Raw genomic sequence first — 18485 nt, forward strand, 5'->3', positions numbered from 1 at the left:
GAACATGAAAACGGCCCGCTTCCTTTGGAGGCGGGCCGTTTTTTTTGCTTGCGGGTGACACAGACCCGCTCCCCCATTGGCCGGTGGTGGTTTTGAGGGGGATGTCTGTAGTCGGATGTCCCGATTTTTGAAGGAAGAATCTATAAAAAAGTAGGGCGAATCTGAGTTTCCTGTCCCTTCATCAACACCCCTTGTCGCTCATGCAGAATCGCCCGCCTACATTTTGCAGAGACACATCGGATGTTCGCTCTCGCCAATCAACCGCGCTTCACGCTGACCGTCGACGGCAACCAGAATGAGCTCAAGGTGCTTGAGTTCACGGGAAAGGAAGCCATCAGCCAGCCCTACCGTTTTGACCTGGAACTGGTCAGCGAACGGCCGGACCTCGATCTCGAAAGCCTTCTGCATTGTCAGGCGTTTCTGAGTTTTGATGCGCAAGGTTGCGGCATCCACGGTCAGATTTATCGCGTGGGCCAAGGCGATTCCGGTCAACGTCTGACGCGTTATCAGATCAGCCTGGTGCCGCGTCTGAGCTACCTCGGGCAGCGCGTCAATCAGCGGATTTTCCAGCGCAAAAGCGTGCCGACGATCATTGCGCAGGTTCTCAAGGATCATGGCATCCAGCGTGATGCCTTCGCGTTTCGTCTTGGCAGTGACTACCCCGAGCGCGAGTACTGCGTGCAATACGCGGAAAGCGATCTGGCGTTCATCCAGCGGTTATGTGCCGAAATTGGCATTCACTACCACTTCCAGCACAGCATCGACGGGCATTTGCTGGTGTTTGGTGATGATCAGACGGTTTTTCCTCTGATCGCCAAACCGACGCTTTACTTGCCTGACACCGGTATGGCGGCAGATGCGCCAGCGATCAATCGCTTCAACGTACGACTGGAAACCCGCACCACGGCGGTAGCTCGTCGCGACTACGACTTCCACAAACCGCGACTGCAACTTGAAAGCCGAATCGACAACGGGCAGTTGCCGGCCCTTGAGGATTACCACTTTCCAGGCCAGTTCACGGATCGCGAATACGGTAAGGAGCTGGCTCAGCGAGCGCTTGAACGCCACAACGCGGACTACCGACAGGCTGAAGGGTGGGGCGATGAAACTGCTTTGGTCAGCGGGCATTTCCTACGCTTGGCCGAGCACCCGCGTCAGACATGGAATGACCTGTGGCTGATCACCCAAATTGAACACCATGGCCGTCAGCCGCAGGTGCTGGAAGAGATGGCCGGCAGCAACCCGGAAGATTTCCAAGGCTATCGAAATACCTTTCTGGCAACGCCGTGGGATGTTTCGTTTCGCCCGGTTCATATCGGGAAACCCTCTTTCACCGGTTATCAAACGGCTGTAGTCACGGGCCCAAGTGACAGCGAGATCCACTGCGACGAGTACGGCCGGGTCAAGGTACAGCTTGCTTGGGATCGTGACGGGAAGCGCAACGAACATTCCAGTTGCTGGCTGCGCGTCGCCACGGGCTGGGCGCATGACGGCTACGGCATCGCACTGATTCCTCGGGTCGGCATGGAAGTACTGGTAGGGTTCGTCGATGCCGACGTGGATAAACCGGTGGTCATGGGCTGCGTTCCCAATGGCGCCAACTCGGCACCACTGAATCTGCCCGCCGACAAAACCCGCAGCATTTTCCGCAGCCAAAGCAGTCCCGGTGGTGGCGGTTACAGCGAATTACGCATTGAGGATCGCAAAGGCGCCGAGGAAATCTACCTGCGGGCCCAGCGAAACTGGACTCAAGAGGTATTGAGCGACTTGCACGTCGAGGTCGGCAACCGGCGCAGTGCGGTCGTTGGTGTAAGCGATAACCTGCACGTGCGCGGTGATCGACATATCAGCGTCGGCAACCAGAGCCTTAAAGCGAGCGGACAAGTCGTCATCGAAGGCGGTACCAATGTCACGCTTCAGGCGGGCGGGCACTGGATCAACATCGGCCCCGCCGGGATCTTCAGTAGCGTTCCGATAGAACTCGGTGGTGCACCGATGCCGGCAATGAGTGCGCCGAGCAGCCAAAGACAGCTCGCCGCTCTCAGCGTCGCACAGATTCTGAGCCTCAAAAGCGACGCGCCGTTCTGCGAAGAATGCGCGCGTTGCAAGGAGGGTGTCTGTGCAGCCTGATCGCTTGTCACCTCGCGAATGGCTGGAGCGCCAACCGCTGAAACCTTCGGAGCAACTGTTCGCGATCTTCAGCAATACAAGCTCCGCAGAACCCTTAAAGGCCTGGCAGCGATCGATCGCCGCTCAAGCACCCAGTCCGATCTGGGCCGACACCGACTATGCCGAGTGGGAACCGGTCATGCCTTATGTCGGAATCGTTGCTGCCGGCAGTGAGTTTCTGGAATGGGCGGCCACGACCGAGTCTTGCGACTGGGGTTGGCTCGCGGTGTCTTCTTCGACTCGGGAAGTGTTGGTCGAGCATTTATGCAGCCTTACGCAAGTGCTTTTGCCTAATGGCAGCGCGGTATTTTTCCGTTTCTGGGATGGGCGTTATTTATTGCCGATTCTTCAGTCTGCCGAGGTAAACGCGGCACAACTGATGCCGGTGATCGGGCGTTGCCTGATCAATGGCCAGTCACTTGAAATTGGCGGTGACGCGCTGAAAACCTCCAGGGTTTTTCCATGGTGGGAAGTCTCCGCAACGCTGCTGGAACATCTCGCTGACCAGTCAAGCACCACTCGGGTGAACAACTTGCTCAAGTGGCTGAGCGAAGACCGTCCTGACCTTTTCGAGGCGTTCTCCGAGAACGTCTTGCGGCACAAGCTGGTGGTCTTTTTAGAGGCGCCAGACCTGCCGCCAGCACCGAAATCAGCCTTGGTGGATTACCTGATATCGGAGCTGGACTGATGGATCAGATCGTACAGATCGAGCAGGAGCTCGACGGCTTCAAAGACACCTTGACGCTCTATCGCGAACAACTTGGCAACTGGTTCAACCGTACTGCCGACAAGGTCAGCCGGGCGACGGACATGCCTTCGCTGATGGGCGTGGAACGTCAAATCAAACTCGGCAGTACCACCCAGTCGGTCAGCAGTAGCGATGACGACTTTATCTCCAGTGTTGCTCAGTGTCCTGAGAGCAGGATTCTGGAGATCGAAAGCAAGTTCGAGTCGGTTTACGACATTCCACTGGGGAACATTCAGGTTGATGTGATTGCCGTTGATGGCGGCGAAAAGACAACGGTCACGCTTGATGAAAACGGCAAGGGACGGTTCGAAGGTACACCCGGCAAGTTCTACCGTGTTCATGTCCACAGCGCGGTGACTTCGGATCAAGTTGATGAGCTTTTCAAGTCTTACGACGACCTGAGCGAACAGCTCGAAACCTGGCTGCGCAACGAGTGGCAAGGTTTCAAGCCGCAATGGTCGCAGTCGGTTTTTGCCGCAGCGGGTAACGGCATGCTCGCTGGAAGTTGGGCCGCAATTATGGGTGTGTGGGACAGCCTCAACGTGCTCTCGGACATTCTCAAGGATCCCGGCGAGTTCGTTGAACGACTGGGTAGCGGTGCTGATGAGCTGGCCAGGCTCGCAAAAACGGCTCCGGACGTGATGGCAAAAGTCCAACTGTTGGCCAGCGATGAAGCGGCACTGTGTTTGTTGCTGCGCACCGCCAGCCTCTGGTTGGAGATGCTGCCGCCCAGCGAGGTCGCCGGAAAAACCGCCGAGGCTGTATCAACAGTCGTCGTGCAGTTGCTCATCGACATTCTGATCGGGATTGTCCTGACCTTCGCTGGCGCGGGGGCTGGCATTGCTTATCTGAGTATGCGTTTTGCCAGTTACGGCGCCCGCCTCGTCAGCGCCGTGCAGGGATTCGTCAAAGCGATCTTCAACCTCATCGATAACTTCATGAGCTACGTCGACCGCTACAAAAAGGTCGCAGCAAGGGGCGTGGCGGCGGGCCCCAGAAGTGGCAGGGTGCAGCTGCGTTGGGACGCCAAGCGCAACACGACCCTCAAGCGAAACGAACACCAGGACGACGTCCCGGTTCAGGCGAAAAACCCCAACGGCGACCCCGCCGATTCCACCGATAAAACCGCCACCAACAAATGCCCGGTGTCGATGGTCACCGGCGAAGAGCTGCTGACCCTCACTGACGGCTCGCTGGACGGCATCCTGCCGTTCGACTTCACCCGCCTCTACCGCACCAGCGCTGTCGAGATCGATGGCGGGCTCGGTTTCGGCTGGAGTCACAGCCTCGCGCATCGACTGGAAATCGAGGGCGACAACGTCATCTGGATCGATCACGAAAATCGCCGCACCTCTTTTCCACTGCCGAGCATCGAACGCCCGGCCATCCACAACAGCCTCTCGCGCGCGGCAATTTTCCTGGGCGACGAACCAGAAGAATTGATCCTCGCCCAGGCCGGCGATGACACGCGTTTCTATCACTTCATCAACGGCCGACTGACAACGATCAGCGACGGTTACGACAACCGACTGCGCGTCACACGCGACCGCCAGGAGCGCATCAAGCGCCTCGATAACGGCGCCGGCCGAGCCTTGCTGTTGCGTTATGAGCGCAGCCATCTGGTCGCCGTCGATTATCAGGTTTTCGTCCCGGCCCAAAATCTCGACGAGGCTTGGCACTCCGAACAGACGCTGATCAGTTATCGCTACAACGACCGCTGGCAACTGATCGAAGCCACCAACGCTGTCGGCGAAAGCGAACGTTACGACTACGACGATCAGCACGTCATCCTGCAGCGGCAACTGGCCGGTGGGGCGAGTTTCTTCTGGGAGTGGGAACGGTCCGGCAAGGCGGCGCGATGCATCCGACATTGGGCGTCGTTTGCCCAGATGGAGGCGCGGTATGTCTGGGACGACGCGGGCAGCGTCACGGTCCGCAACAGTGATGGCAGCGAAGAGGTTTACCAGCACGATGATCGCGCGCGGTTGGTGTGCCGGATCGGGCTGGATGGCGGCGAACACCTCAAGGCCTACGACGACAAAGGCCGGTTGATTGCCGAGCAGGATCCGCTCGGCGCCGTCACCGAATACCACTACGACGAAGCCGGGCGGCTGGTCGCGCTGATTCCACCGGAAGAGGAACCAACTTCCTACGAGTATCGCAACGGTTTCCTGCATGCGCAGTCCCGCGGCAAAGCCGTGTGGACGTATCGGCGCAATGCCCAGGGCGATGTCATTGAGGCGACCGATCCTGACGGTCATGTCACCCACTATCACTACGATGAAAAAGGGCAGTTGCTGTCGATCCGGTATCCGGATAACAGCCGTCATCTCTTCGTCTGGAATGCCTTGGGCCAACGGGTTGAAGAGACCTTGCCGGACGGTGGTCAGCGGCGGTTTTCCTACGATGCGTTGGGTCGGCAGATTACCCGCCAGGACGAACACGGCGCCGTCACCCGCTACCAGTGGGATGCCGTCGGACGACTGCTTCAGACGACGCTTCCCACAGGTGCCACTCGGGCATTCAGCTACAACGCCTACGGAAAAATCACCGCTGAACGTGACGAACTGGGTCGTGCCACGCGCTACGAATACCTCGACGATTTGCACTTGGTCAGCCGCCGCGTCAATGCCGACGGTTCGCAGCTGAAGTATCGCTACGACAACGCACAGCTATTACTGACGGAAATCGAAAACGAGTCGGGTGAGAAATATCGCCTGGATTACACGCCCGGCGGATTGATCCGACAGGAAACCGGATTCGATGGTCGTCGCACCGCGTATGCCTACGACCTCAACGGCCATCTGTTGGAGAAAACCGAGTTCGGCGATGAGGGGGCGCGGTGGGTTACTGCTTATGAACGAGACTCGGCAGGGCGGTTGCTGGTCAAGACGCTGCCCGACGGCATCAAGGTCGAGTATGGCTACGACAGCCTTGGCCGCCTGATCAACGTCAATGACGGCCACGATCATCCGCTGGAATTCGAGTACGACCAACAGGACCGCCTGATCACCGAACATCAAGGCTGGGGCACCTTGCGCTATGGCTACGATGCCTGCGGCCAGCTCAACCGCATGCGCCTGCCGGACGGCAGCAAACTCGACTACCACCACGAAAAGGGCGGCGCGCTGAGCGCCATCGACCTCAATGGCGCGCGGCTCACCACTCACCAATTCGCCTTCGGCCGCGAGCAGCAACGCCAACAAGGTCAACTCACCAGCCACTATCACTATGACGAACAGGGCCGGCTGCAAGCCCACGCGATCAACCAGCCAACCCGATCGCTGTACCTGCGCCACTACAGCTACGCGGTCAACGGCAACCTGGCGACCATCGCCGACAGCCGCCACGGCCAGCGCAGCTATTACTACGACCCGCTCAACCGCCTGACCCGCGTACGCCATACCCGCGACGACCTACCGGAAACCTTCGCTCACGACCCTGCTGGCAACCTGCTGTTGCAGGATCGCCCCGGCGTGGCGACCGTTAAAGGTAATCGCCTGCTGATGCAGGGTGACCGCCATTACGACTACGACGCCTTTGGCAACCTCATCCGCGAGCGGCGCGGTACTGGGCAAAAACTCGTCACCGACTACCGTTACGACTGCCAGCATCGGTTGATCGGCGTCACGACACCCGACGGACGTTGCGCGAGTTACCGCTATGACGCCTTCGGCCGCCGCATCGCCAAAACCGTCGACGGTCACACCACCGAATTCTTCTGGCAGGGCGACAACCTCGTCGCCGAAAGCAGCCGCGAGCATTACCGCAGCTACGTCTACGAACCCGGCACTTTTCGCCCATTGGCCATGCTCGACGGCAAAGGCCCGCGCAAGGCGTGCCCGTTTTACTACCAGCTCGATCACCTTGGTACGCCGCAGGAACTGACGGATTTTGGTGGCGAGATTGTCTGGTCGGCGAAGTACAACGCCTACGGAAAAGTCACGCATTTAGCAGTTGGCGGGGGAGAGCGGCTCGAACAACCGCTGCGGTTTCAGGGGCAGTACTTTGATGTCGAGAGCGGTCTGCATTACAACCGGCATCGGTACTATGATCCGGAGGTAGGGCGATATCTGACGCCGGATCCTGTGAAGCTGGCGGGCGGGCTGAATCAGTACCGCTACGCGCTGAATCCGACGGGCTGGGTTGATCCGTTGGGGTTGGCTTGCAACCCATGTCCAGGGGATTCGGACGCGGATGGGCCTTACAGCGAAATTGTTCCGGGTGGAGGTTTGTCTGCGCATGAAGCTCAAGGAGGGCATCTCATCAAGAAACATGTGGGGAGAACGGACAAGCAATTAGCTGAAAGGTTAGAGGCGGAGCCAAATATTCCTGCTGCATCAACGTTTCCTGATCGAGCCACTGCTGAGGCGGCTTCTTCGAAAGCATTAGATGCAAATAAAGCAAAAATCGAAAAATTCCTTAAAGGGAAGAAAGGAAAAACGACAGTTACTCATACATTCCCCTACCCAGTAGGCGTCAGTATGCCCAATGGACGTAACGACCATTTGCCGGCATCGAAGGTTTTGTTGGTACTGGTAAAGGATGCCCGAAGACCGGAGGGATATTTTTTGCTAACAGGGTTTCCAGAGATATGAACAGAGAGTTTTCCGAGCTGCACGATTTTTTCGGCGCGTACTTTCATCAGGATTGGACGGTCGAACACGATTCGGCTGAACAAGTGATTGATGCGTTTTTAGTCGACTCTGATCCTGAGGATCTAAAGTTGGTTCGGCAAGAACTTGGCTTTTTGCTTGAACAACGGAAGAGTGAACGGGAGTTAAGGGAGTACTTATTGAAGGAGCTGAGCTGTTACTACTGCTACTGGAATGAGTGGGAATCAGGCGAAGCATGGTTGTGTCATATTGCTAAAAAGTTGGGCAACAAAATTTGATGGTTTTGCTGATAACGGGAAACGAAATTTCTGGGCAAGGTCGTCGGAAGTTTCCTTCAATTTCTATCGGATTCCATGAACTGGTGCGTAACGTGTTCCATGGATAGTCTCTGGTGGTCACTGAAAATTCAGTGATGGGGGTGTAGGAACCCTTCAAGACCAGAGAGGACGCTTTGGCGTCGACACTTGAATTGCGGCCATCAACATGCGTCCGTAAGATCAGTTGCGGCGGCTGTGCGCGGGCACGCTTCGGTGTGGTCGAGTTCTCTGGTCTCGATATTCCTACCCCGCGTATAGCTGCCACCCAAGCCTGTAGGAAGGCCGATGGTAGCTTCCCTTCTTACCAGAGGTTTAAAAATGACAAATCTTCACCCCGATCCACCCTACGAAAAACCAGCCCCTCCACCCAAAAGCCGTTTCATGGCACTGACCAGCAACTGCGACGACATGCCCACCTTGTTCGTCGATACCCTCGCACCACTCGACGTTTTATACGACGCGGCCAGCTTTCGTATCCGCGCCGTCACCCAAGTCATGGAAAACCTGTCGATGCGTGGCTCGGTCGAGTGTCAGTCCTTCATCCTCAGTGACTTTGCCTTGCTCTGCGCCATTCCGTTGCGGGATGGGTGTGATGTGCTGGATGTGTTGGGGCGGCGGTTGAAAGCGCTGTCGTAACATCGGTAAAGGGGGATCCTTCCGGTGTAATTGCAGGAAGGATCGTCCGGATGATTTTTGATGACCTACTTTGGTAGGTACTGATCCTGAGATTTGACGAATGCTTCGAATTCCGCGGAGTTGTAAACCTCTAGGCAACCATAAAAAACCATTTTTTTATCGGAGTGCTTGCTGACGGATGAGGTCCTTGCGTAGGCATTACGCATGTATTTCTCGGTTTCTGCGTAGGGATCGTGCGTGACTTCAAGGGTGTCCTCGTTTTGAACGATCAGATGCTGACCTTTTCCCATCGACGAGTAGGCGCCAATCGCGAGTCCTATATCAGATTTGATTTCTGACTCGCCCTTGAATTGGCCGGAAATACAGTTGGCCAACCCATAATTTTTAAGCGTTTCTCGAGCCTTGTCGATACTGATTTCAGCAGATATGGCTCGCCCTGAAACCAATAGCAGTGCCAGCACAATTAACTGCGAGCGCGTCATCCTTTCAACTCCCAAAAGTTTATTTTTTCCAGCTTTACCCTCGGATTGTCATAGGTGTGGCTGTCTTGCCTATGGTAGTCACTTTCGTCACCGGTCACGCTCCCGTTCCAAAGGGTCGCGTGGCCTGATGCGTCGCTCCACCCGGTGATCTCCATGACAATGACGCCTTTTTTGCCATTTATAAAATTTGAATTACTTTGCGTCAAAATATGGTCGGGTTTGCCCCAGTTATGTCTAAGAAACGCGAGGAAATCTACCACCTTCATGATGTAGGGGAGTTGGTCCGCTCCACTCAATCGATAGATGGGCTGGTTTTTTATGATCGTGCCTTTGGGGATTTTGTATCCGCCATAGTTAAAGGCTCTGCTTATCCTCAAGGCGCAGGCATTCGCATAAGCATCAGGCTTTTCAACTCTTGCCGCTTCGACTCCGCCGCCGACAAGTCCATAAACCTCCACTGAGCCTTTATGACCCACTTCTGCATATGCGTTCCATAAAGTGCTGAAACGAGGCCGTTTAACCGAAATGTTGGAAGACACCCCCCCGGAACTGATGACAACTTGAGCCATTATGCTTCCCCTTCCATGTCAATAATTTCGCTTCCAAATGCGTTTGGAATGATGGCTATGCCTTTGGCTCCGACTATCCCGGTCAACGCTTTTTCGGTGGGGCCGCTAATGTTGACGGTAACCGTTTCGCCGGGAGAATAACCCGAGGTTTTTACATGAATATTCAAGTCGGTGTAAAACCGGGAAACTGACTCAACAGGCACCTGCGCATCGCCATAGGACAAGGAAATATCAGTGATGGTCTTGGGGCGATTGAGCGCGGCAGTGATGCCTGAAAAATCTGCTTTGTTGTGTTCGGCTCCTCCGTATACAGATGACTGAGCAAACATCACCTTGTTGGATTGTGGAGGGCAGCCGCAGGCAACGTAATCACCTTCCAGGGCAACCAATCCGGCCGGTAATGTAATGGTTCTGGGCCCGACCGCGACGATAGGGCCTTTTCCTTTGCTGCAGGCTGGGCAACTTGCCACGTGTCCAATGGACGAGGGAAAATCGCAGCCGTCGGTAGCTCCGACGCAGGGACGTGATCGCAATTGAATGAGCGAATGCCCGCTCAGCCGCGAAGCCCTGACGTTCGCCTCGGTACAAGGTAAACTTCCCGGCCTTCGCAGGAGCAATCATGAATTATCGTCACGCCTTCCATGCCGGCAATCACGCCGATGTGTTCAAACACCTGACTTTGACCCGCCTCATCGCCCTGATGTCGCGCAAGGAGCAGCCGTTTGCCTATCTCGACACTCACGCCGGCATTGGTCTGTATGACCTGCAGGGTGATCAGGCGAGCCGCACCGGGGAGTACCTGGAAGGCATCGCGCGGTTGTGGGATCAGCCGGACCTGCCGGCGTTGACCGCCGATTACATGAAGGTGCTGCATGACATGAACCCGGATGGCCAGTTGCGCTATTACCCGGGGTCGCCGGAGCTGGCGCGGCGTCTGACGCGGCCGCAGGATCGGGTGATGCTCAACGAGAAGCATCCGGAAGACGGTGTGTTGCTCAAGGACAATATGGCCGGCGACCGTCGGGTGAAGGTTCACCTGGGCGAAGGCTGGCATGTGCCTCGGGCGATGTTGCCGGTGCAGGAGAAGCGGGCGGTGATGTTGATCGATCCGCCGTTTGAACAGCTGGATGAAATGCAGCGCTGTGCGGCGGCGCTGAAAGAGGCGGTTGGCCGGATGCGCCAGACCGTGGCGGCGATCTGGTACCCGGTGAAGGACCAGCGCATGTTGCGGCGTTTCTATCAGGATCTCGCAGGGTCGGGCGCGCCGAAGTTGTTGCGGGTGGAATTGCTGGTGCATCCACTGGACACGCCGAACAGTTTGAACGGTTCCGGGTTGGCGATTGCGAATCCGCCGTGGGGGCTGGAAGAGGAATTGCGTGAGTTGCTGCCGTGGTTGTCCAAGAAGCTTGGGCAGACCCAGGGTGGGTGGCAGATGGATTGGTTGATTGCTGAGTAAGCAGAGAATTTGTGGCGAGGGAGCTTGCTCCCGCTGGGGCGCGGAGCGGCCCTGATTTCGGTAGCGATGTTCATTCAGCAAGAACCCGCATACCGATTTTACGACTGCTTCGCAGCCGAGCGGGAGCAAGCTCCCTCGCCACAGGTATTGCGCTAAGTCAGATCGGGCACGTCACGCCCGTACCGCCAATCCCGCAATACCCTTCTGGATTCTTGGCCAGATACTGCTGGTGATAGGCCTCGGCGAAGTAGAACGTCGGCGCTTCTTCGATTTCAGTCGTGATCGTGCCTTTACCCGCCTTGGTCAACTCGGCCTGGAATACATCCTTGCTGTGATTGGCGGCTGCCAATTGAGTCGGGTTGGTCGCGTAGATGACCGAGCGATATTGGGTACCGATGTCGTTGCCCTGACGCATGCCCTGAGTCGGGTTGTGCAGTTCCCAGAACATCTTCAGCAGCTCTTCATAGCTGACTTTCGCCGGCTCGTAGACCACCAGTACCACTTCGCTGTGGCCGGTCAGGCCCGAGCAGACTTCTTCATAGGTCGGGTTCGGCGTAAAGCCGCCGGCGTAACCCGCCGCCGTACTCACTACACCTTCACGCTGCCAGAACTTGCGCTCCGCACCCCAGAAGCACCCGAGACCGAAGATCGCGAAATCCACGTCCATGGCAAACGGGCCCAGCAGCGGGGCGTCGTGGACGAAGTGTTTTTCCGGCACGGTCATCGGGGTTTCGCGGCCAGGCAGCGCTTGTTCTTTTGTAGGGAGCACGTTTTTGTTCACCAGAATTTCCGAGCGCAGAACCATTATCAGTCCTCTCAGTCAGGTTGAAATTGTCAGACGCGCAGTTTGCCCGAATGCAGCCCCGCTGTCAGGCGAGCGGGCCACGCGGGTAGCGCTTGAGCTTTTCGATCAGCTCGGAGCCCGGGATCGGTCGGTCGAACAGGTAGCCCTGGCCGACGTCACAGCGGTGGCGGCGCAGGAAAGCCAACTGCTCGGCCGTCTCGATGCCTTCCGCCACGACCTTGATTTTCAGGTTGTGGGCCATGGCGATCACCGCGGAGGTGATTTCCATGTCGTCCTGGTTGTCCGGGATTTCGTGAATGAAGCTTCGATCAATCTTAATGATGTCGATCGGGAATTTTTTCAAGTAACTCAGCGACGAGTAACCGGTGCCGAAGTCGTCCATGGCCAGGGTCAGGCCCAGGCGTTTGAGCTGGTCGAGCTGCAAGTGGGTGTCTTCGGTGGCTTCCAGCAGCAGGCCTTCGGTCAGTTCCAGCTCCAGCAGGTTCGCCGGCAGCGCTTCTTCCTTGAGGATGTTGGCGATCGACGACACCAGGTCCGGGTCGGAAAACTGCTTGGGTGACAGGTTGATCGCCACTTGCAGGTTGCCCAGGCCCGCCGCCGTCAGGTCTTTGCTCATGCGGCAGGCCTGGCGCGCGATCCATTTGCCGATCGGAATGATCAGGCCGGTTTCTTCAGCGACGCTGATGAACTGATCCGGACGGATCATGCCCTTTTCCGGATGGTTCCAGCGCAGCAGCGCTTCCATGCCGAGCAGGCGGCCGCTGCGCAGGCAGAGCTTGGGCTGGTAGAACACGTCCAGCTCGTTTTGGGTCAGGGCGCGGCGCAGGTTGTTCTCGACGAACAGTTTGTAACTGGCTTCGGCGTTCAGCGCTTCGGTGAACACCTGGACCTGGTGCTTGCCGTTGGCCTTGGCCTTGTGCAGCGCGAGCCCGGCGTTACGCATCAGGGTTTGTGGATCGCGGCCATGCAGTGGCGCGCAGGCCAGGCCAACAGAGCCGGTGACGCTGATCAGCTGGTTGTCGACAAACATCGGTTTGTCGAGGGTCGCCAGCAGTTGGTTGGCGACTTGCTGGCCCATCGCGAGATCGGTGTCGTCCAGCAGTACGGCGAATTCGTTACTGGCGAAACGCGCCAGGCTGCCGCTCGGGATCAGGCTGTTGCGCAGGCGCCGCGCCAGGCTGATCAGCAGCTTGTCGCCGGTCTGGTGGCCGAGGCTGTCGTTGATCCGCTTGAAGTTGTCGATGTCCACCAGCAACAGGCTGATCGGGGTGTCGCTGTCTCGGGCGAAGCGTTCATCGAGGTTGCGGATGAACGCTGGTCGGTTGCCGAGGTTGGTCAGGTTGTCGGTGTAGGCCAGGCGCTCGATGCGCTGCTGGGCGAGTTTGGTCTGGGTGATGTCTTCGTAGATGCCGATGTAATGCGTCAGCTCGCGGTTGTCGCCGTACACCTTGGAGATCGACAACTGGCCCCAGTAGGGTTCGAGGTTTTTGCGCCGGCTTTTGAATTCGCCCTGCCAGCTGTTGCTCTTGGCCAGCGCCGAGGGCGCGTCGAACAGCAGTTCGCTGAGGTTTTCCAGGGCCGGCAGTTCCGACAGCCGCTGGCCGTGGACTTCTTCGGTGCTGTACTGGGTGATCGCGGTGAAGCTCGGGTTGACGTATTCCACCACACCGTCGCAATTGACCAGCAAAAAGGCGTTGGCACTCTGCTCGACCGCCCGCTGGAACAGGTGCAGGGCGCTGGTGACGGTGCGGCGGTTGTGGTTGTTGATGACCTGGGCGAACTGATCGGCCAGCTCGCCAGCGAAGGCGATTTCGTCGGACTGCCAGGCGCGGGTCGCACCCGTTTGTTCCAGGCAGAGCACGCCGACCACCTGGCCATCCACGCGAATGCTGGCGTCGAGCATCGCGTTGACGTTGCGCGGGCGCAGGCTCTCGGCCATTTCCCGGGTGCGCGGATCACGAATCGCATTGTGCGCATCGATCGCTCGGCTGCCGTGCAGCGCATCCATGTAATCGGGGAAACCGCTGATGTCGATTGGTTCCGGCATCGCGTATTCCCGAGTGGCACGGTGATACGCCGAGATCGGCACCAACATCGAGCCGTCGAGGTTCCACAGGCTGGCGCAGTCGATTTCGTAGATGTCACAGGCACTGCGGGTGATCAGTTCAGCGGCTTCTTGCAGGGAATTGCCGGAGCTGTAGCGCTGGCGGGTCAGCAGCAGGATCAGGTCTTGCTGGGCGCGCACGCGATCCAGGTGCAGGAGTTGCTCCTGTTGGGCGCGCTGATTGAGTTCAAGGGCGATCTGCAGGCGCGAGTTCTGGGTTTCCAGGTCCAGCGCCGGCAGCAGCGGTTCGCCCTCGAACAGACCGTCGACCACCAGCAGGTAGCCGCGCAGCAGGTGTCTGTTGTGTTGTTTGTAGGCTTCGCCCATTTCCAGCAGGCTCAACGTGCCGGCGGCGGTGTGCAGGGAGTAGCGGATCAGGTAATGCGGGCACTCGGTGAGTTGCTGCTGGATGGCGTCATGCAGCTGATAGCGCGCTTCGGGCTCCATCAGGCTGGCGTAGGGTGAGCCGACCAGGGCGCAGAGCTCCACTGCCGGCAGACCGAACTGTCGCTCGCAATTGGGATCGAGAAACAGCAGCGCCCAGCTTGGTTCATTCAGCCGTTCGAAACGCAGCATGCCGAGCCGCGAGGGCACAGGCAACTGCGTCACTACCTCGGCCACCATACGGCTGGCGGCATCGGGTTGGCTCTTCATATGGAGGGAAACTCGCTTCGAATGTGCTGATCGCGCCGGGCTCTCGCCCTCTTTACTGTTGCCTGCGGCAAGGTTGCATCATTGCGACACTGACTGACAAGAGACATGAAGGCCAAGTGCTATAAGAATATGTCGGCAGAGGCGAAGATTTCTTCAGCGTGGGCCGAAAAGTAATGTTTTTACCCTAAAGATCGCAGCCTTCGGCAGCTCCTGCAGAGGAATGCAATCTCATGTAGGAGCTGCCGCAGGCTGCGATCTTTTTGCGATTAACGCAATTTGATGTTTGTCGAATGCAGCGGTTTGCCTTCCCGGTCGTGATAACTGACGCGAATCCGCTCTGACTCTACGATCAGATGGGCAAAGTTGTCCTGGCTGATCACCTCGCTGGTCAGTTCATGCCGATAAACTCCCGCGGCAGCCTGCGCCAGTGGTTGATCGAGGATGAAGGTGGAGGCCTTGGCGTAGGGCAGCAGTTTGCTGTTGCACAGCGGCGAGGAGACGATGGTGTGAACCTCGAAATCCGGGTCTTCGCTGTGTGTCAGCCGGCTGGTGAGGGAGCCGTGCACATCGCCGGACACGAAGAAGACGTTCTTGATGCGCTGTGTGCGAATAATCTCCAGCAATCGCAGGCGTTGTTCCGGAAAGGCTTGCCAGGCGTCATTGCCCAGGCGCTTGCGATCGGGATAGAACATCACACTGGTGACGACGAATTTCACCCGGGCCGGACTGTGGATCAGCCAATTGCACAAGGCTGTTTCCTGCTCGTTGTCGAGGATCCGCCGGTCGCTGGCCGATAGATTGCGTCGGGTTCGGCTGTCGGTGACAAACCATTCGATATCACCATGGGTGAATTGATACCAATAGCGCTCCAGGTGTCGTTCGATGTTTCCATCTTCCAGCAACTCTCGGGCGGGGCTGTGGCTGGCTTGATATAACTCATAGGCGGCGATGGCATTGTTATAGAGATCGTCGTCGTTTTTGTTTTTATTGACGGGCCAGTTGTCTTCGATTTCATGGTCGTCGAGGATCATGTAAGTCGGCGTGCCGGACATCAACTTTGCAATATGAGGCTGGGAAAAAGCGATGCGGTACTTACTGAGTATTTCCTTGTATTCCCGATCCGGGGCGATGATGTTCAAGTCATCGATATAGACTTGGTCGCCCGTCATCAACAGTGCGCTGATGGGCGTTTCGGTGCGCTGCGCCAGATGGGTGATGGAGGCGAAGATCCGATCGCCCAGATGCGGGAACGAAGGCGCACCGACCGTCATCCGCAGGTAGCGGCATGACCCGACGATGTAAGCCCGTGGCACGGCGGGATTGCTGGACGGGGTGCTGAAACGGTAGACAGCCCGGGGCCATTGCAACGGCAGTTCCTGAATCGTCTCGACGGTGTGCACCGGGCTCATGGGGCTGAACCAGCCCGCCTGGTATTCGTACTCGGTATCGGCGGCGAGGCCGTTGAGCGCAAAGACGTCGCACATGTCTCGCGCGGCAGTCAGTTGAATGAACATTCCTTTGGACCAGGGTGTGTCGCCGCTGCGTCGATAACGAACTCCACCAAATACCAGCGTGTCTTTTTGAAGTTCTCCACGTAAAAAGATACGTGCGTGATGAGCTGTAGTGTGGCCAATGATCGGGCCGACTGTAGGTTTGAACATATTCGAATCCATTCGAAGAAGTGCTAACTAATCAATTAAGTTTGTTTAACTTTTCGTCAGTTGTTTGTGTAACTAAGCCTAGAGGCTGGCCGGAAAAAAATATCGTGCCGAAGTGGATTCGAGTTGTGGGTGAACTCAGCCGCGGGCGTAGGAAAGAGTCTTTTTTCAAGGCAAAAAAAGCCCCGCCAAATTGGCGGGGTTGAGGTACGAGCGTGGCGCTCGGAAAACGTGGAACGCGACAGGCCCTCCGGTGAAGGAGGGCCGGCCGGTGTTACAGCAAGATGGTGCGGATGTCCGCCAGCAGGTCGCTCAGACGCTTGGTGAAGCGTGCAGCAGCGGCGCCGTTGATCACACGGTGATCGTAGGACAGCGACAGTGGCAGCATCAGTTTCGGCTGGAAGGCTTTACCGTCCCAGACTGGCTGGATGGTTGCCTTGGAAACACCGAGGATCGCCACTTCCGGCGCGTTGACGATCGGCGTGAAGCCGGTGCCGCCAATGTGGCCGAGGCTGGAAATGGTGAAGCAGGCGCCTTGCATATCGTCAGCGGTGAGCTTCTTGTCGCGGGCTTTGGCGGCCAGCGCAGCGGCTTCGGCTGCCAGTTGCAACAGGCTCTTCTGGTCGACGTTCTTGATGACCGGTACCAGCAGGCCTTCAGGGGTGTCGACCGCGAAGCCGATGTTCACGTACTTCTTGCGGATGATCGCCTTGCCGCTAGGTGCCAGCGAACTGTTGAAGTCCGGCAGTTCCTTGAGCAGGTGCGCGCAGGATTTGAGCAGCAGCGGCAGGATGGTCAGCTTGACGCCGGCCTTCTCTGCAACGGCTTTCTGAGCGATACGGAACGCTTCCAGCTCGGTGATATCAGCCGAATCGAACTGAGTCACGTGCGGAATGTTCAGCCAGCTGCGGTGCAGGCTCGACGCGCCGATCTGCATCAGGCGAGTCATCGGCACTTCTTCGGTTTCACCGAAGCGGCTGAAGTCCACGACCGGAATCGGCGGGATGCCCGCGCCACCGGTTGCGCCTGCAGCAGCGGCCGGTGCTTCCTTGGCCTTCTGCATCATCGCCTTGACGTAAACCTGCACGTCTTCTTTCAGCACGCGACCGTGCGGGCCGCTTGGGCTGACCGCGCTCAGCTCGACGCCGAATTCGCGGGCCAGTTGGCGTACGGCCGGGCCAGCATGAACCTTGGCGCCTGGCTTGGCGGGTGCCGCTGCAGGTGCGGCCGGTGCCGGAGCAGCAGGTGCCGCGGCGGCTGGAGCAGGCGCAGCAGCGCTCGGTGCCGCAGCGGCCGGAGCCGGGGCAGCAGCAGGCGCAGCGCCTTTGACTTTCAGCTTCAGGATCAGGTCGCCAGTACCGACTTCGTCATCCAGCTTGATGGAAACGCTTTCCACCACGCCAGCGGCAGGCGATGGAATTTCCATGCTGGCCTTGTCGGATTCCAGGGTGATCAGCGACTGGTCGGCGGTGACGGTATCGCCTGCCTTGACCAGCACTTCGATGATCTTGGCCTTGCCCGACGAACCGATGTCCGGGACGTGAATGTCCTGAACACTGTCGGCAACCGGTGCAGCCGGGGCAGCAGCGGCAGGCGCCGGAGCAGCGGCCGCAGGAGCAGCGGCCGCAGGAGCAGCAGCCTGTGCTGGCGCGGCAGCGGCAGGGGCCGCAGCACCCGCCACCTCCAGATCCAGGATCAGGTCGCCAGTGCCGACTTCGTCGTTGAGCTTGACGCTGATGCTCTTGACCACGCCAGCGGCAGGCGATGGGATTTCCATGCTGGCCTTGTCGGATTCCAGGGTGATCAGCGACTGATCAGCGGCGACGGTGTCGCCGACCTTGACCTGGATCTCGATGATCTGGGCCTTGCCCGCCGAACCGATGTCCGGCACGTGCACTTGCTGAACCGAAGCGGCAGCAGGCGCGGCGGCTGGCGCTGGAGCAGCGGCGGCAGGAGCAGCAGCCGGTTTCTCTTCAGCTTTTGCAGCTGGCGCAGCGGCAGCCGCAGCCGCAGGGGCCGCAGCAGCGGCACCTTCGACTTCCAGCTCCAGCAGTTCGTCGCCTTCTTTCAGGCGATCGCCCAGCTTCACTTTCAGGCTCTTGATGATACCGGCCTTCGGCGCAGGCACTTCCATGCTCGCCTTGTCCGATTCCAGCGTCAGGATGCTCTGGTCGGCTTCGATGCGGTCGCCGACCTTCACAAACAGTTCAATTACTTCACCTTCACCGCTGCCGATGTCAGGTACGCGAATGAGTTCGCTCACAGAGTGTC

General features: G+C 58.1%; 13 protein-coding genes. 6 read left to right on the top strand and 7 right to left on the bottom strand.

Features of this window, described 5'->3' with window-relative positions; all coding sequences use genetic code 11:
• The first annotated feature begins 240 nt into the window (after positions 1-240).
• The 5 genes from ACM1ZW_RS11200 (at position 241) to ACM1ZW_RS11220 (ending at position 8486) form a co-directional block, all read left to right on the top strand.
• On the top strand, positions 241-2130 hold the full coding sequence (locus tag ACM1ZW_RS11200) for a type VI secretion system tip protein VgrG (RefSeq protein ID WP_416740540.1): 1890 nt from the start codon (positions 241-243) through the stop codon (positions 2128-2130).
• On the top strand, positions 2120-2857 hold the full coding sequence (locus ACM1ZW_RS11205) for a DUF4123 domain-containing protein (RefSeq protein ID WP_416740541.1): 738 nt from the start codon (positions 2120-2122) through the stop codon (positions 2855-2857). The genes ACM1ZW_RS11200 and ACM1ZW_RS11205 overlap by 11 nt, the downstream gene beginning before the upstream one ends.
• Entirely contained in the window at positions 2857-7515 is a 4659-nt protein-coding gene (locus tag ACM1ZW_RS11210) for an RNase A-like domain-containing protein (RefSeq protein WP_416740542.1), read from the top strand. The genes ACM1ZW_RS11205 and ACM1ZW_RS11210 overlap by 1 nt, the downstream gene beginning before the upstream one ends.
• Positions 7512-7811: a contact-dependent growth inhibition system immunity protein gene (locus ACM1ZW_RS11215; protein WP_416740543.1), complete on the top strand. Its 300-nt coding sequence runs from the start codon at positions 7512-7514 to the stop codon at positions 7809-7811. Before ACM1ZW_RS11210 ends, ACM1ZW_RS11215 begins: the two co-directional genes overlap by 4 nt.
• Before the next feature lie 357 nt (positions 7812-8168).
• Positions 8169-8486 carry a hypothetical protein gene (locus ACM1ZW_RS11220; RefSeq protein WP_017336188.1) on the top strand — a complete coding sequence of 106 codons (318 nt, stop codon included), beginning with the start codon at positions 8169-8171 and terminating at the stop codon, positions 8484-8486.
• A 65-nt stretch (positions 8487-8551) separates the two neighbouring features.
• Here the strand turns inward: ACM1ZW_RS11220 and ACM1ZW_RS11225 are convergent, their stop codons facing one another.
• Genes ACM1ZW_RS11225 through ACM1ZW_RS11235 form a run of 3 tightly spaced genes read right to left on the bottom strand, consistent with a single transcriptional unit; the run spans position 8552 to position 9926 of the window.
• On the bottom strand, positions 8552-8968 hold the full coding sequence (locus ACM1ZW_RS11225) for a hypothetical protein (RefSeq protein WP_414884998.1): 417 nt from the start codon (positions 8966-8968) through the stop codon (positions 8552-8554).
• On the bottom strand, positions 8965-9537 hold the full coding sequence (locus ACM1ZW_RS11230; RefSeq protein ID WP_416740544.1) for a type VI secretion system amidase effector protein Tae4: 573 nt from the start codon (positions 9535-9537) through the stop codon (positions 8965-8967). Before ACM1ZW_RS11230 ends, ACM1ZW_RS11225 begins: the two co-directional genes overlap by 4 nt.
• Positions 9537-9926: a hypothetical protein gene (locus ACM1ZW_RS11235; protein WP_414879972.1), complete on the bottom strand. Its 390-nt coding sequence runs from the start codon at positions 9924-9926 to the stop codon at positions 9537-9539. Before ACM1ZW_RS11235 ends, ACM1ZW_RS11230 begins: the two co-directional genes overlap by 1 nt.
• A 230-nt stretch (positions 9927-10156) precedes the next feature.
• Here ACM1ZW_RS11235 and ACM1ZW_RS11240 point away from each other — a divergent pair, with 230 nt between their 5' ends.
• The gene (locus ACM1ZW_RS11240; RefSeq protein ID WP_414884999.1) at positions 10157-10993 is read left to right on the top strand and encodes a 23S rRNA (adenine(2030)-N(6))-methyltransferase RlmJ; all 837 of its coding nucleotides are present in this window, start codon (positions 10157-10159) and stop codon (positions 10991-10993) included.
• A gap of 157 nt (positions 10994-11150) precedes the next feature.
• On the opposite strand, the gene msrA is transcribed toward ACM1ZW_RS11240, so the two are convergent.
• From msrA to aceF, 4 genes are all read right to left on the bottom strand, one after another.
• Positions 11151-11798, bottom strand: a complete 648-nt coding sequence (msrA, locus tag ACM1ZW_RS11245) for a peptide-methionine (S)-S-oxide reductase MsrA (protein ID WP_416740545.1) — start codon at positions 11796-11798, stop codon at positions 11151-11153.
• Positions 11799-11862: 64 nt separating this feature from the next.
• A complete protein-coding gene (locus tag ACM1ZW_RS11250) occupies positions 11863-14556 on the bottom strand; it encodes a putative bifunctional diguanylate cyclase/phosphodiesterase (protein ID WP_017336193.1) in 2694 nt (897 codons plus the stop codon).
• Between the two features lie 266 nt (positions 14557-14822).
• Entirely contained in the window at positions 14823-16217 is a 1395-nt protein-coding gene (locus ACM1ZW_RS11255; protein WP_416740546.1) for an alkaline phosphatase D family protein, read from the bottom strand.
• A 271-nt stretch (positions 16218-16488) separates the two neighbouring features.
• Entirely contained in the window at positions 16489-18477 is a 1989-nt protein-coding gene (gene aceF / locus ACM1ZW_RS11260; RefSeq protein WP_416740547.1) for a dihydrolipoyllysine-residue acetyltransferase, read from the bottom strand.
• Positions 18478-18485: the final 8 nt, after the last annotated feature.

It is taken from the genome of Pseudomonas sp. NFX71 (assembly GCF_048079215.1).
In the GTDB taxonomy this organism is placed as follows: Bacteria; Pseudomonadota; Gammaproteobacteria; order Pseudomonadales; family Pseudomonadaceae; genus Aquipseudomonas; species Aquipseudomonas fluorescens_B.